The following is a 14,493-nucleotide window of genomic DNA, read 5'->3' as shown; positions in this document are numbered from 1 at the left end:
GCCGCTGCCGGATTGCAGCGGCCTTATACCTTCAGGAGTGTCCATGTCGTTGTCCAGCGGGCTGATTGCCGCCGTTGCCCTGGCCTATATGGCCATTATGTTCGCCATTGCCTTTTATGGTGACCGGCGCAGCAAACCGCTGCCGCCGCGGGTTCGCGCGTGGGTCTATAGCCTGTCGCTGGCGGTGTACTGCACCAGCTGGACCTTCTTCGGCGCCGTTGGTCAGGCCGCCGAACAACTCTGGGCATTTCTGCCGATTTACCTGGGCCCGGTGCTGTTGCTGGTATGCGCACCCTGGGTGCTGCAAAAGATGGTGATGATCAGCAAACAGGAAAACATCACCTCGATTGCCGACTTTATCGCCGCCCGCTACGGCAAATCGCAGTCGCTGGCCATTGTGGTGGCGCTGATCTGCCTGGTGGGCGTGCTGCCTTATATAGCCCTGCAGCTCAAGGGCATCGTGCTGGGGGTCAACCTGCTGATCGGGGCCGGGGCCGACGCAACCGGCTCGCGGGTCGAGGACACGGCGCTGATTGTGACGCTGGTGCTGGCCCTGTTTACCATCCTGTTCGGCACGCGAAACCTCGATGCCACCGAACACCACCGCGGCATGGTGCTGGCCATTGCCTTTGAATCGCTGGTCAAGTTGTTCGCTTTCCTCGCCGTCGGCGCCTTCGTGACCTTCGGGCTGTATGACGGCTTCGACGACCTGTTCAACCAGGCCATGCTCGCGCCGCGCCTTGAGGAGTACTGGAAAGAAACCGTCAACTGGCCTTCGATGATCGTGCAAACCGGCGTGGCGATGATGGCTATCATCTGCCTGCCCCGCCAGTTCCACGTCACCGTGGTGGAAAACATCGAACCCCACGACCTGCAACTGGCCAAATGGGTGTTCCCGGCCTATCTGATTCTCGCCGGGCTGTTTGTGGTGCCGATTGCCCTGGCCGGGCAAATGTTGCTGCCCAGTTCGGTACTGCCGGACTCCTTCGTGATCAGCCTGCCGCTGGCCCAGGCCCATCCGGCCCTGGCCCTGCTGGCCTTTATCGGCGGCGCGTCGGCAGCCACCGGCATGGTGATCGTGGCCAGCGTGGCCCTGTCGACCATGGTCTCCAACGACATGCTGCTGCCGTGGCTGCTGCGCCATAAAAACGCCGAGCGTCCGTTTGAGGTGTTCCGTCACTGGATGCTTTCGGTGCGCCGCGTGTCGATCGTGGTGATCCTGCTGCTGGCTTATGTCAGCTACCGCCTGCTGGGTTCGACCGCCAGCCTGGCGACCATTGGCCAGATCGCCTTCGCGGCCGTCACCCAGCTGGCGCCCGCCATGCTCGGCGCCCTGTACTGGAAACAAGCCAACCGTCGCGGCGTGTTTGCCGGGTTGGCTACGGGCACCTTTATCTGGTTCTACACCCTGGTACTGCCGCTGATCGCCCACAGCTTTGGCTGGCACCTGAGCCACTTCCCGGGGTTGGCGTGGCTGCACAGCAACCCGCTGGGCCTGTCGATCACCCCGCTGACCCAGGGCGTGGTGCTGTCGCTGGCAGGCAACTTCACCCTGTTTGCCTGGGTCTCGGTGCTGTCGCGCACCCGCGTATCAGAACACTGGCAGGCCGGACGTTTTATTGGCCAGGAACTAAGCAGCCACCCCAGCGGCCGTTCAATGCTGTCGGTGCAGATCAATGACCTGCTGGCCCTCGCCGCGCGCTTTGTCGGGGAAGAGCGCGCCCATCAGAGCTTTATTCGCTTCGCCTACCGTCAGGGCAAGGGCTTTAACCCCAACCAGAACGCCAATGGCGAGTGGATCGCCCACACCGAACGGCTACTGGCGGGCGTACTCGGCGCATCCTCCACCCGCGCTGTAGTAAAAGCTGCTATTGAAGGCCGGGAAATGCAGCTCGAAGACGTGGTACGCATTGCAGATGAGGCGTCGGAAGTCCTGCAGTTCAACCGCGCCTTGCTCCAGGGCGCCATTGAGAACATCACCCAGGGCATCAGCGTGGTCGACCAGTCACTCAAGCTGGTGGCCTGGAATCGCCGTTATCTGGAGCTGTTTGACTACCCGGAGGGGCTGATCAGCGTCGGCCGCCCGATTGCCGACATCATCCGCCACAATGCCGAACGCGGCCTGTGCGGCCCCGGTGAAGCCGAAGTGCATGTGGCCCGCCGCCTGCACTGGATGCGCCAGGGCCGGGCGCATACCTCGGAGCGGCTGTTCCCCAATGGTCGGGTGATCGAGCTGATCGGCAACCCGATGCCGGGAGGTGGTTTTGTCATGAGTTTCACCGACATTACCGCCTTCCGTGAAGCCGAGCAGGCCCTGACCGAGGCCAATGAAGGCCTGGAACAAAGGGTTGCCGAGCGCACCCATGAACTGTCACAACTCAACCAGGCACTGACCGAGGCCAAGGGCGTGGCCGAAACCGCCAGCCAGTCGAAAACCCGGTTTTTGGCCGCCGTCAGCCATGACCTGATGCAGCCGATGAACGCCGCGCGCCTGTTCTCCTCTGCCCTCTCCCACCAGGAAGAAGGCTTGAGCGCCGAAGCGCAGAAACTGGTGCAGCATCTGGACAGCTCCCTGCGCTCGGCCGAAGACCTGATCAGCGACCTGCTGGATATTTCCCGCCTGGAAAACGGCAAGATCACCCCTGATATCAAGCCCTTTGCCATTAACGATCTGTTCGAAACCCTGGGCAATGAATTTACCGCCCAGGCCCAGGAACAGGGCCTGAACTTCAGGGTTCGCGGCAGCCGGGTGCGGGTCAACAGTGATATCAAATTGCTGCGCCGGATCCTGCAAAACTTCCTTACCAACGCCTTTCGTTACGCCAAAGGCCCGGTGCTGCTGGGCGTGCGTCGCCGTGGCGGTGAGCTGTGCCTTGAGGTGTGGGACCGCGGGCCGGGCATTCCCGAAGACAAGCTGAAGGTGATTTTTGAAGAATTCAAACGCCTCGACAGCCATCAAACCCGCGCCGAAAAAGGCCTGGGCCTGGGTCTGGCGATCGCCGACGGCTTGTGCCATGTACTCGGGCACAGCCTGCAAGTGCGCTCATGGCAAGGGTTTGGCAGCGTGTTCAGCGTGCGCGTGCCGATGGCCAGGAGCCAGGCCGCGCCGCAGCCGGTGGTCGCCGAGCAGAACGGTCAGCCTCTGACCGGGGCACGGGTGCTGTGTATCGATAATGAAGACAGCATTCTGATCGGCATGCAAAGCCTGCTGACGCGCTGGGGTTGCCAGGTGTGGACGGCTCGCAACCGCGAAGAATGCGCAGCGTTGCTCAATGAGGGCGTGCGTCCGCAGCTGGTGCTGGTTGACTACCATCTGGACGACGGCGAGGTGGGGACAGAGCTGATGGGCTGGCTGCGCGCGCAACTGGGTGAGCCGGTACCGGGCGTGGTCATCAGCGCCGATGGTCGCCCGGAGATGATTGCCGAAGTGCATGCGGCTGGCCTTGAGTACCTGCCCAAGCCGGTCAAGCCTGCTGTACTGCGGGCGCTGCTGAGCAGGCATGTGCCGCTGTAGCTGAGCGCCCTTGTGGGAGCGGGCTTGCCCGCGATGCAGGCAACTCGGTTTTCTATAGATCCGAGGTGATGCCATCGCGGGCAAGCCCGCTCCCACAAAGCCATATACCGGTGTTACTCCGCCGGGTGCGCCACGCCGTCAACGTCGGTCATGGCCCGCTCCAGCAGGTCGGCCGGCAGGCTCTTGCTGGCCCGGGCGCCGAGCAATTTGAGCTGCTCGCTGCGGCTGACCAGATTGCCGCGGCCTTCCGTCAGCTTGTTACGCGCCGAGCTGTAGGCCTTGTCCAGTTGCTGCAGGCGATTGCCCACCTCATCCAGATCCTGAATAAACAGCACGAACTTGTCGTACAGCCAGCCGGCGCGCTCGGCGATTTCACGCGCATTCTGCCCCTGGCGTTCCTGCTTCCACAGACTGTCGATCACCCGCAAAGTGGCCAGCAGCGTGGTCGGGCTGACGATCACGATATGCCGGTCAAACGCCTCTTGAAACAAATTCGGCTCGGCTTGCAACGCCGCCGAAAAGGCTGCCTCGATCGGTACGAACAACAGCACAAAGTCCAGGCTGTGCAGCCCCTCCAGGCGCTTGTAGTCCTTGCTGGCCAAGCCCTTCACATGATTGCGCAGCGACAGTACATGCTGCTTGAGCGCCGCTTGCCCGATCACATCGTCATCAGCCCCTACATATTGCTGATACGCGGTGAGGCTGACCTTGGAGTCGACCACCACCTGCTTGTCACCTGGCAACATGATCAGCACGTCAGGCTGGAAGCGCTCGCCGTCAGGGCCCTTGAGGCTGACCTGGGTCTGGTATTCACGGCCTTTCTCAAGCCCCGCATGCTCCAGCACCCGCTCCAGAATCAGCTCGCCCCAGTTGCCCTGGGTTTTCTGGCCCTTGAGGGCGCGGGTCAGGTTGGTGGCCTCATCACTGAGGCGCAGGTTCAGTTGCTGCAAGCGCTCCAGCTCTTTGCCCAGGGAAAACCGCTCCCGCGATTCCTGCTGATAACTCTCCTCGACCCGTTTCTCAAACGACTGGATGCGTTCCTTGAGGGGGTCAAGCAACTGGCCAAGACGCTCATTGCTGGTTTCGGCGAAACGCTGCTCGCGCTCATCGAAAATCTTGCCCGCCAGCTCGGCAAACTGCGCCCGCAACTCGTCCCGGGAACCCTGCAGGTCGTTGAGCCGTTGCTGATGGCTGTCCTGCTGCTCACGCAATTCGGCAGCCAGCGCAGACGCATGGGCATCCAGGCGCCGCAGCTCGACTTCTTTCTGATTGCGCTCCAGGTTCCAGGCATGGGCGGCATCGCGCCCGTTGTCGCGTTCCACCTGCAACAGCTCGACTTCGCGGCCCAGTGCGGCCAGCTCTGCCTGCTTGGCGGCATTGGCCTGGCCCAGGTCACTGACTTCGTCGCGACAGGCGTCCAGCTGGGCACTCAGGCCCTCCTGGGCCAGTTGCGCGGTACTCAGGCGCTCGTTGAGCAGTGCAAGCTCAGCGGGCTGGCCGCCGAGCTTGCGTTGCAACTGCCAGATTAACGCCAGCAACGGCACGCCCGCTGCTGCCAGGCCAAGCAACAGGCTGCTCAGATCCAGGGCCATAACCCCTCCGCACGAGGTAAAAGAACAAGGTTAACCAACAGTCAGCGCCGAAGACAGTTCAGTCTGCGGTCTTGTTCAGTTCCTGCTGCGCCAGACGGTCACCGGCGCGAGCGGCCTGGCGCAACAGTTCGTGGCCGATACGCTGATCGCGGGCGCTGCCGCACTCACGGCACATCAACTGGCCCAAACGGCTCTGGGCCAGCACCACACCCTGGCGGGCGGGTTGTTTGAGCAGGTGCCCGGCCACATGCTTGACGCTGGGGCTGGCACTCAGGCGCGGGTTGTCCAGCAGCCAGATAGCGACCCGCAAAGAAAAGCGCTTGGGAGCTTCAGTTGGTGTATTGGGACGAGCAACAGAGGAAGTAGCTGTGCGGAACTTCATACGACACTGTAGGGCAGAACAGAAGGCGCGCCACTCTACTCCTTTTTTCGTCTGGGTAAAGTCCAAAAAAGTCGACACCCTTGATCTAGAGCAAGCGCACGGGACAATCCACAGATCCTGTGGATAAGTCAGTGGACAACCCTGCTTTAACCTCCGCAAACGCCCACCCTGCGGGGCCTCGGGTCAAACTGTCGATTTTTTCACCAATTAAAAAAAACGATGTTTTTCATTGACTTAAATTTACCAGACAGGCTAGGAAGCGCAAAACACGGGTATCTGCACTGTTTTTTCCAGCAGCACTGTTAATGTGCACAAGTTCACATTAACAGCAACGCACCGGGCCTTTACCGGGCACCGCTTGCAGGCTGGTGCACCGCGGCGGCGCGTCGCTCAAGGGTATTTTTACCGACAGAATGCACCCCATGCACCACTGGCTAAATGGCGAAAATGTACTAGCCACTGCCACCCGCCAACCTGCAACGGCGGCGCAAGCCCGCAAAGTTTTTTTGCTAGCATACTTGCGTTTAGAAATTCAACCCGTTAGTATCCGCAGCGTTAGTACCAAGCTGAAAGTCAATTCGGGCCGAACAAATCCCTCCAGCACCTCGCTAAAAAAGCGAAAGCACGCTGAATAAACGGGATCGACCCCCTCGATGGTTTCCAGGTAAATCTTGCGACGATACGGCCTTTGCACAAACGCACAGGGTATCGCGAAGTTCTTTTACTCTGACCGAACCAACCTGCAAATTGATCAGGATCTTCACCCGGAGCACGGAACCTTAGCTCCTGTTGTGACTGCCTGCCCTCCTAAGTACCTACCTGCCAGCCCAAGCGCCACATACTTAATGCGCTCCAACTGGCGGCTTTGTTCCAGTCAGGTTCTTCGTCCAGCCAAAGAATGGCTCGACGTCACTGGAACGTTTTAATGCAGCACGGATCGAATCCGTGTCTTTTGTAGGAACACCTAATAACTATGTCTACTCAAATCCATACTCAGGATGCCATTCGCACCCTAACCAACGCCTTTGCTCCAATGAACTGCCTGATTATGGCCGCTCGCAAAGGATGCTTCAGCTTCACCCTGGTCAACGAACACGGTATCGCCCGTCACAGCGAACGCCTGTACCCCGACCAGTACTCCAGCGCAGAACCTCTGCAAGCTGTGATCGAGCGTACTCGTCAGGCCCTGATTGCCTGACAGCTTGAGCGTTACACATCAAGCCCTGCCTGATTAGCAGGGCTTTTTATTGCCTGCACTTTAAGAAATATCCGGCATTGTTTAATTACTTGCGGATATATAGCCCGCAAGCCGATGCTTTAAATGTTTTAAAAACAGACCGTTACAGCAAGAATTTGACACTACACTTCAACTCAAGCGGCCTCATCCGCTTCCAGCGAACCCTTTCGATTCACCGCTGCCAAGCGCCGGGGTATCGCTGGCCATTTTCAGGCTTCGAGGACTATATGGGTATCGCTGCCAGGGAGTTGAGCCAATTCGTGATCCGGCCAACGCTTCTGTATCTGGGGCAAGACAACCCGGATGCAGAAGCTTTGTTGCTAGGTATTGCAGCCAGCCAGTCGCACCTGGGCTCGGCGCTGCATGATCGCCACGGTCACGGCCTGTATTGCATCCGCGAGTTACGCCATTCCGCCCTGTGGGATCAGTACCTGGCCCACGACCCGGACTTGGCGAGCCTGGTTCGCGGGCTGGCCAGCCAGCATGCGTTCCTGTGCAGCCCTCATCTGGAGCTGACGGTCAATTTGCGTTACGCCACGGCCATTGCCTGGTTTTTGGTCGAGCAACAAAAAATAGCCATTCCTGCCGCCGACGACCTGCTCGGCATGGCCAGGATCTGGCGCCAAGCCTTTGAGCCACATGGGCGTTTACGTGATTTCGCCCATGCCTGGCGCACCTGCGTTTCACCCCTCAACCAAGTTGCTTGAAATTTCAAACAACTGTAATGATCTTCAAACAGCCTGAAATCCGGTCGGATTGTCCTACAAAACATCGCTATCTTCTGCGATTTAGCCTATAGCGCTTCAACAAAAATGTTGGTAGTTTTCGTCCGGTGATCATAAGGAGTTCTAATAATGAAAAAAGTAATGCTCAAGACCACACTTGGCCTCGCCGTCACTTTGGCTTCCAGCCAGATTTTCGCTAGCGGCTTCGCACTCAACGAACAAAGCGTCAGCGGTATGGGGACCGGTTTCGCAGGTCGTTCATCTTCTGCCGACGATGCCAGTACCGTTTTTGGTAACCCTGCCGGTATGTCCCGCCTCAGCGGCCAGCAAGTAACAGGCGGTATCGCTGTTATTGATGCTTCGACCGACATCAAGGATGCAAGCGGCAAATACCCTGGCACCAACAAAGGTGACATGGTGCCGTTCACTGGCGTTCCGATGGGCTTCTACACCAACAAGCTCAATGACCAATGGGCTGTAGGTTTTGGTGTATATGCACCTTTCGGCCTGGTCACCGACTATGAAGGCGGCTTCCAGGGTCGCGCCTTCGGCAAGAAAAGTGAAGTCAAGGTTGTCACTCTGCAACCTACTGTCAGCTACGCATTCAATGACAAGGTTTCCATAGGTTTTGGCCCAACCTTCAACCGCATCAGCGGTACGCTGGAATCCGACCTGACCGTTCTGAACCCTGCTTATGGCGACACCAACGTAAAAGTTAAAGGTGACGATACCGCCCTGGGCTTCAACGCCGGTATTTTGGTACAAGCAACCGACACCACACGTCTTGGCCTTACCTACCACTCCAAGGTGAGCTACAAACTCGAAGGCCATACCAATGTGACCGCAGGGGCCAATACACCTGCGCAATTGATGAGAAGCAACCGTTATGACGCCTCGCTGAAAATCGATACGCCAGAGTCCTGGGACCTGTCCGTTACACAAGACCTGTCTGATGCCTGGAAACTCTACGCCGGTACCACCTGGACCCGCTGGAGCCGCCTGAAAGACATCACCATCAACAACGACGGGGTCAGCCAGGCTGCCTCCGGCGGCGTCGGCGCACAACTGTTCGGCACCATCAAGGAAGAACAGAACTGGCACGACACCTGGGCTTATGCCATTGGTACTTCCTACCAGTTGAACAAGCAGTGGGTACTGCGTACCGGTCTGACCTGGGACCAGTCGCCTACCAACAACGAAAATCGCTCGCCACGTATTCCTACCGGTGACCGTACGATCTTCAGTCTGGGTGCCGGTTATGCCGTCAACGAGAACCTGACAATCGACGCTGCCTATTCCTACCTGAAGGAAGAGTCGGTCAAGGTTCACGACAAGAACCAGCTGAACGAATACAGCGCCAAGTATGAAAACAGCGCCAACGGTTTTGCAGTAGGTGCCACCTACAAGTTCTGATTCACCGCGAGGCTAACCCCCTCGCCTGCTGAATCAAAAAAGCCCCGCTCTCATTACTGAGGCGGGGCTTTTTAGTGCATGCAATTCAGGGTTTTGACGCAATGGCCTTGTCGATGGCCTCGATCAGGTCTGGGCTGTCAGGCTTGGTCAAACTGGAGAAGTTGGCAATCACGTTACCCTGGCGATCCACCACATACTTGTAGAAATTCCATTTCGGCGCACTGCTTTGCTCGGCCAGGATCTTGAACAGGTGAGTCGCATCCGGCCCGCGCACATGCTGCGGGTCAGTCATGGTGAAGGTCACGCCATAGTTGACGTAACACACCTTGGCCGTCTCCTCACCATCCTTGGCCTCTTGCTTGAAGTCATCCGAGGGCACACCGATCAGCTCCAGCCCCTGGCCCTTGTAGCGCTGATTCAACGCCTCAAGCCCCTTGAACTGCGGGGCGAAGCCGCAAAAGCTCGCGGTATTGACGATCAACAGCGGTTTTCCGGCAAAGCGCTGGCACAGATCGATCGATTCCTTGGCCCGCAATTTGGGCAGCGAGCCCTCCAGCAAGGGCGGGCAATCCGCTGCCCACACCGACCCGGCATAGGCCAACAGCAGTACAGGCATCGCAATCCAGCGCTTGAGCATCATCTGTGTCCTTGAATAAGAGGCAAGCTCAGAACTTACTCACCCGCCGCCACACTAGCAAGCACCCATGCCCAATTGCATCATGGCCAAGCCGCCCTGATGCCAGCCCCACCAGACCAGAGCCAGCAACAAGGCACCTGCACTCACTGCCCCCAGCCACATCCAGGTTGTATTCACCCCAAACTCCCCTGAGCCTGCAAGCGGGCCACCGGACGCTCGCGCACCGGCCAGTTCAAGGCGGCCGCCAGCAGACTTAACACAATCGAGACCTGCCAGATCAGATCGTAGCTACCGGTCTGATCATAGACCACACCCCCCAGCCAGCCGCCCAAAAATGCACCCAGCTGATGGAAAAGAAACACAATGCCGCCCAGCATCGACAGGTTACGCACGCCAAACAGGGTCGCCACCGTGCCATTGGTCAGCGGTACGGTCGACAGCCATAAAAAGCCCATCGCCATGCCGAACAGGTAGGCACTGAACTGCGTTACAGGTGCCCACAGGAACAACACAATCACCACGGCGCGCGCCAGGTACAGCGCAGTCAGCAGGCGCGGCTTGGACATGCGCCCGCCCAGCCAGCCTGCGGTATAGGTACCGAAAATATTGAACAGGCCGATCAGCGCCAGCACCGTGGTGCCCACCGTCGCAGGCAGATGCTGATCCACCAGATACGCTGGCAGGTGGATACCGATAAACACCACCTGAAAGCCGCAGACAAAAAAGCCGAACGCCAGCAACCAGAAGCCCGAGTGCGAACAGGCCTCACGCAGCGCCTCCTTGAGGGTTTGCTCACCGCCCAGGTTGGGCAGCGGGCGATCCTTGAGCATGCCGACCAGCGGTACGATCATCGCCACCAGCACGCCCAGCACCAGAAGCGCCGTCGACCAACCGAGCCAACCAATCAAGCCCAGGGTGCCGGGCAACATGGCAAATTGACCGAAGGACCCCGCCGCACTGGCGATCCCCATGCCCATGCTGCGCTTTTCTGCCGGCAAGGCACGGCCCACCACGCCCAAAATCACCGAGAACGAAGTGCCCGACAGCCCGATACCAATCAGCAGTCCGGCGCTCAATGACAGCGACAGCGGCGAATCCGACAAACCCATCAGCAACAGCCCCACCGCATACAGGACGCCACCGACGATCACCACCCTGGCAGCGCCAAAGCGGTCCGCCAGCGCCCCGGTAAAGGGCTGGGCCAGGCCCCAGATCAGGTTTTGCAGGGCGATGGCGAATGCAAACACCTCACGCCCCCAGCCAAACTGTGCACTCATGGGCGGCAGAAACAGCCCGAACCCATGCCTGACACCCAACGACAACGCCAAAATAAGCGCACTGCCAAGAAGCACCCAACCGCTGTTGCGCCACACCGATGTCATTGTTGTTCTCCGGGAGCGGGTATATACCCTTTTATAATCGAGGGACTGACCTTCAGTCAGAACCCGCCAACTCATCCAATAGTTGTAGCAACTGCACGCGCTTGGCTTCACCCAAGCGGTCCATCAAACGCTGCTGTGCAGCCTCCCAGGCCGGCAAGGCAGCCCTGAGGCAATCCTCGCCTGCCTGGGTCAGGCACACCAGCCGGTTACGCTGGTCTGCGCCCTCGGTCATCGTCAGCAACCCGGCCCCCTCCAGCACCCGCACGTTACGCCCCAACGTACTGCGATCGAGCCCCATCGCTTCGGCCAAGGTGGAAATGCTGGGTTGATCGAGCCGCTTGAGATTGCACAGCAAGGAATACTGGGCAACGTTGATCCCGAAGCCATCGAGAGCCCCGTCGTAATGCCTGCTCACGCCACGTGCCGCACGCCGCAGATTGGTACATAAACACTGGGTTGGTAACATTTTGTATGTATATACCCGCAATAAAAGAGAATCAAGAATTATGCAGTGCCACCTGCCCGGTTTTTTTTGTGGGAGCGGGCTTGCTCGCGATGGTATCAACTGGATAAACCTGACACACCGAGTTACCTGCATCGCGAGCAAGCCCGCTCCCACAAGAGCACATGCACCGTCAGATCAGCGCCAAACCTACCAGCACCAGCACTTCGAGCAATTCCAGTAGCGCGCCGGCGGTATCACCGGTGGTACCGCCCAAGCGGCGCATCATCACCCGGCGCAGCCACACGAACCCCAGTGCCGCCAGGCCCAGAGCCCACAACCCGGCATGCCCGGCCAGCACCACGCAGCCCAGGGCACTGAACCCCAGCACCCACCAGCCCGACTTGCGCGGCAAGTGATCGGCCAGCGCCTGGCCCAAACCACCGGCCCGCACATAAGGGGTGGTCAGGAATACTGCCAGCAAGGCACTGCGCCCGATCAGTGGCACGATCAACAAGGCGACGCCATTGCCCTGTTCCAGCAACGCCAGCAGCGCACAAAACTTGAGCAACAGCACCAGCACCAGCACAACCACCGCAATCGGCCCGCTGCGCGGGTCTTTCATGATGATCAGGGTGCGTTCGCGGTCGCCAAAACCGCCCAGCCAGGCATCGGCACTGTCCGCCAGGCCGTCCAGGTGCAAGCCGCCACTGAGCAACACCCAAAGGGTCAGCAACAACGCGGCGTGCAACATCAACGGCGCATCGGCCAGCAGACCGTTTACCGCGTACAGCAGCAGACCGAACAACAACCCCACCAGCGGATAAAACAGCAACGAGCGCCCCAGTTCCTGAGGCTGCGGCATCCCGGGCAAGCGAATCGGCAAGCTGCTCAAAAACTGCAGGGCAATCCAGAATGGCAACATCACCCGCCAACCTCGATCAACTGGCCATCAGCGCCGACCTGCAAGCCAAACATGGCGCCGTGCAGCACGGGTACTTGCAACAGTTGCTCGCGGGGTAAACCGCGAGCCCGGGCCAACAGCAGTTTCATCACCCCGCCGTGGCACACCACCAGCACCCGCTCACCGGCGAAATCCTGCTGCAAACGGCCCACTGCCGACACCACCCGTGCCGAAAACTCAAGCACCGGCTCACCGTCCGGCGGAGTAAAGGCATAGGGATCAGCCCAGAACTGGCCTAATGCCTGCTCATCGGTTTGCATCAGCGCTGCGGCGCTCTGCCCTTCCCAGGCACCAAAATGCAGCTCTTGCAGGTGCTTGTCGAAGGACACGGGGATATCGAGCTGCGCGCTCAACTCCCGGGCAAACAAGGCGCAACGCTGCAGTGGTGAACTGACAATACGGTCCCACGGCCCGCCGCCCTTGACCGCTTCGCGCATCTGCGCCCAGCCCAGTGGCGTCAAGGCATCATCCAGGCTGCCGCGCAAGCCGCCGCCCAGCTCGGTCTCACCGTGACGCAGCAAATCCAGCTGCACGGTCATGCCGGGCGATCTGCCACTGCGGCTTCGGCAAACGTCGCCATCTGCCCGTGCAGATCACAAGCCAGACGCATCAACGGCACCGCCAGTGCAGCACCGCTGCCTTCGCCCAGGCGCAGGCCCAGTTCAAGCAAGGGTTCGGCCTGCAGGCTTTCGAGCACATGGCGATGGCCCTGCTCTGCTCCGCGATGGCTGAACACCAGCCACTCGCGGCACTGCGGGTTCAGGCGCACGGCAACCATGGCCGCGACAGTGCAGATAAACCCGTCCACCACCGCCACGATGCCTTCCTGGGCGCAAGCCACATAGGCCCCGACCAGCGCGGCAATTTCAAAACCACCGAGACGAAACAGTGTTTGCAGCGGATCGTCGAGATACCCGTCATGAAATGCCAGCGCCCGGTCAATCACCCGTGCCTTATGGCTGACACCTGCGGCATCCAGGCCGGTGCCCGGCCCGGTCAACAATGAAGCCGGGCACCCAAGCAATGCACTGGCAACCGCACTGGCGGACGCCGTGTTGCCGATGCCCATTTCACCGCCAATAAACAGCTCGCTGCCTGCCGCCTGCGCCCGCAGCACGCTGTCGCGCCCGGCCTGCAGGGCTTTCAAACCCTGACTGTCAGACATCGCCGCACCCTGGGCAAAGTTGGCCGTGCCCGCTCCCAACTGCAGGTGCCGCACACCGGCCAGCTCCAGCATCGGCGTGACCGTGCCCAGGTCCACCACATCCAGCTGTGCGCCCAACTGCCGGGCCAGCACGCTGATCGCTGCGCCGCCGCTGACAAAGTTGTGCAGCATTTGCCCGGTGACTGCCTGCGGATAGGCCGAGACACCTTCGGCGACAATGCCGTGATCACCGGCGAAAATGCCGATCCACACCTGATCGACACGGGGCTTGAGCCGCCCTTGTAGCCCGGCCAGTTGCACCGCCAGTGCTTCCAGCTGGCCCAGGGAGCCGGCAGGCTTGGTCAACTGCTGCTGACGCTCGCCAGCCGCCTTTTGCTGGTCACGATCAACCGGTTTGCAGGGTTTCAGCCACCAGGGGGTGCTCATAGTGCAGTTCCTTTCAACGTCAGGGGCAGGCCTGCCACTGTCAGCACGACTCGCTGACAACGCTCGGCCAGGGCTTGATGCAACCAACCGGCTTCATCGACATAGCGGCGAGTCAATTCGCCCAGCGGTACGACACCCATTCCGGTTTCGTTGCTGACAAACATAATTTCACCCGGCAGCTCGGCCAGGCATTGCAGCAGCGCATCGCGCTCGGCGCTCAGGCGCTGCGGGTCTTCCAGCATCAGCAGGTTGGTCAGCCACAGGGTCAGGCAATCGACCAGCAGGCAGGTATCGGCGCGCGCGTTGTCACGCAGTATGCGGGCCAGCTCAATGGGTTCTTCAATCAGCGCCCAATGCCCGGGCCTGCGTTCACGATGATGGCGCACGCGTTCATTCATCTCGCCATCCAGCGGCTGGCTGGTGGCAATGTAGGTCACGGCGCAGCCGGACTCGGCCGCCAGTTTCTCAGCCAGGCGGCTCTTGCCCGAGCGGGCACCGCCCAAAATCAATTGCAGCATGTTGGTATACCTCTAAAGGCCGCTGATGCCATCGCGGGCAAGCCCGGCTCCCACAGGATCAGCGCAATCCTGGTGGATGCCGGATCAGGCGACAGG

General features: G+C 60.0%; 14 protein-coding genes. 4 read left to right on the top strand and 10 right to left on the bottom strand.

The features are described 5' to 3' along the window. The first annotated feature begins 43 nt into the window (after nucleotides 1-43). Entirely contained in the window at nucleotides 44-3,514 is a 3,471-nt protein-coding gene (locus BFC21_RS24915) for a PAS domain-containing hybrid sensor histidine kinase/response regulator (RefSeq protein WP_088379229.1), read from the top strand. Nucleotides 3,515-3,627: 113 nt separating this feature from the next. Here the strand turns inward: BFC21_RS24915 and rmuC are convergent, their stop codons facing one another. Beyond that, nucleotides 3,628-4,992, bottom strand: coding sequence for a DNA recombination protein RmuC (gene rmuC / locus BFC21_RS24910; RefSeq protein ID WP_162939411.1), 1,365 nt, complete (start codon nucleotides 4,990-4,992; stop codon nucleotides 3,628-3,630). Nucleotides 4,993-5,164: 172 nt separating this feature from the next. After that, nucleotides 5,165-5,488, bottom strand: coding sequence for a hypothetical protein (locus BFC21_RS24905; protein ID WP_088379228.1), 324 nt, complete (start codon nucleotides 5,486-5,488; stop codon nucleotides 5,165-5,167). 973 nt (nucleotides 5,489-6,461) lie between these two features. On the opposite strand from BFC21_RS24905, the gene BFC21_RS24900 reads away from it, so the two are divergent. The 3 genes from BFC21_RS24900 (at nucleotide 6,462) to BFC21_RS24890 (ending at nucleotide 8,863) form a co-directional block, all read left to right on the top strand. Then, nucleotides 6,462-6,686 carry a hypothetical protein gene (locus BFC21_RS24900; protein ID WP_019407963.1) on the top strand — a complete coding sequence of 75 codons (225 nt, stop codon included), beginning with the start codon at nucleotides 6,462-6,464 and terminating at the stop codon, nucleotides 6,684-6,686. A 266-nt stretch (nucleotides 6,687-6,952) separates the two neighbouring features. Continuing rightward, nucleotides 6,953-7,432 (top strand): hypothetical protein, encoded by a 480-nt coding sequence (locus BFC21_RS24895; protein WP_088379227.1) that lies wholly within the window; start codon nucleotides 6,953-6,955, stop codon nucleotides 7,430-7,432. Between the two features lie 147 nt (nucleotides 7,433-7,579). Continuing rightward, the gene (locus tag BFC21_RS24890; protein ID WP_120266596.1) at nucleotides 7,580-8,863 is read left to right on the top strand and encodes an OmpP1/FadL family transporter; all 1,284 of its coding nucleotides are present in this window, start codon (nucleotides 7,580-7,582) and stop codon (nucleotides 8,861-8,863) included. Between the two features lie 85 nt (nucleotides 8,864-8,948). On the opposite strand, the gene BFC21_RS24885 is transcribed toward BFC21_RS24890, so the two are convergent. From BFC21_RS24885 to cobU, 8 genes are all read right to left on the bottom strand, one after another. Continuing rightward, nucleotides 8,949-9,500 carry a glutathione peroxidase gene (locus BFC21_RS24885; protein WP_162939373.1) on the bottom strand — a complete coding sequence of 184 codons (552 nt, stop codon included), beginning with the start codon at nucleotides 9,498-9,500 and terminating at the stop codon, nucleotides 8,949-8,951. A gap of 54 nt (nucleotides 9,501-9,554) precedes the next feature. After that, a complete protein-coding gene (locus BFC21_RS27650) occupies nucleotides 9,555-9,677 on the bottom strand; it encodes a hypothetical protein (RefSeq protein WP_256557670.1) in 123 nt (40 codons plus the stop codon). Beyond that, nucleotides 9,674-10,882 carry an MFS transporter gene (locus BFC21_RS24880; protein ID WP_016779877.1) on the bottom strand — a complete coding sequence of 403 codons (1,209 nt, stop codon included), beginning with the start codon at nucleotides 10,880-10,882 and terminating at the stop codon, nucleotides 9,674-9,676. The genes BFC21_RS27650 and BFC21_RS24880 overlap by 4 nt, the downstream gene beginning before the upstream one ends. Before the next feature lie 52 nt (nucleotides 10,883-10,934). Beyond that, on the bottom strand, nucleotides 10,935-11,348 hold the full coding sequence (locus BFC21_RS24875; RefSeq protein WP_088379225.1) for a MarR family winged helix-turn-helix transcriptional regulator: 414 nt from the start codon (nucleotides 11,346-11,348) through the stop codon (nucleotides 10,935-10,937). Nucleotides 11,349-11,517: 169 nt separating this feature from the next. Then, nucleotides 11,518-12,249, bottom strand: coding sequence for an adenosylcobinamide-GDP ribazoletransferase (locus tag BFC21_RS24870; protein ID WP_088379224.1), 732 nt, complete (start codon nucleotides 12,247-12,249; stop codon nucleotides 11,518-11,520). Beyond that, complete coding sequence (gene cobC, locus BFC21_RS24865) at nucleotides 12,249-12,827, bottom strand: alpha-ribazole phosphatase family protein (RefSeq protein WP_088379223.1); 579 nt, start codon at nucleotides 12,825-12,827, stop codon at nucleotides 12,249-12,251. Before cobC ends, BFC21_RS24870 begins: the two co-directional genes overlap by 1 nt. Next, nucleotides 12,824-13,879: a nicotinate-nucleotide--dimethylbenzimidazole phosphoribosyltransferase gene (cobT, locus tag BFC21_RS24860; RefSeq protein ID WP_088379222.1), complete on the bottom strand. Its 1,056-nt coding sequence runs from the start codon at nucleotides 13,877-13,879 to the stop codon at nucleotides 12,824-12,826. Before cobT ends, cobC begins: the two co-directional genes overlap by 4 nt. Next, the gene (gene cobU / locus BFC21_RS24855; protein ID WP_088379221.1) at nucleotides 13,876-14,397 is read right to left on the bottom strand and encodes a bifunctional adenosylcobinamide kinase/adenosylcobinamide-phosphate guanylyltransferase; all 522 of its coding nucleotides are present in this window, start codon (nucleotides 14,395-14,397) and stop codon (nucleotides 13,876-13,878) included. The genes cobT and cobU overlap by 4 nt, the downstream gene beginning before the upstream one ends. Between the last annotated feature and the right edge of the window lie 96 nt (nucleotides 14,398-14,493).

This window comes from Pseudomonas sp. TMW 2.1634 (assembly GCF_001703595.1).
In the GTDB taxonomy this organism is placed as follows: domain Bacteria; phylum Pseudomonadota; class Gammaproteobacteria; order Pseudomonadales; family Pseudomonadaceae; genus Aquipseudomonas; species Aquipseudomonas fragi.
Note: the sequence above shows the minus strand (reverse complement) of the source record. Positions and strands in the feature narration are given on the sequence as shown.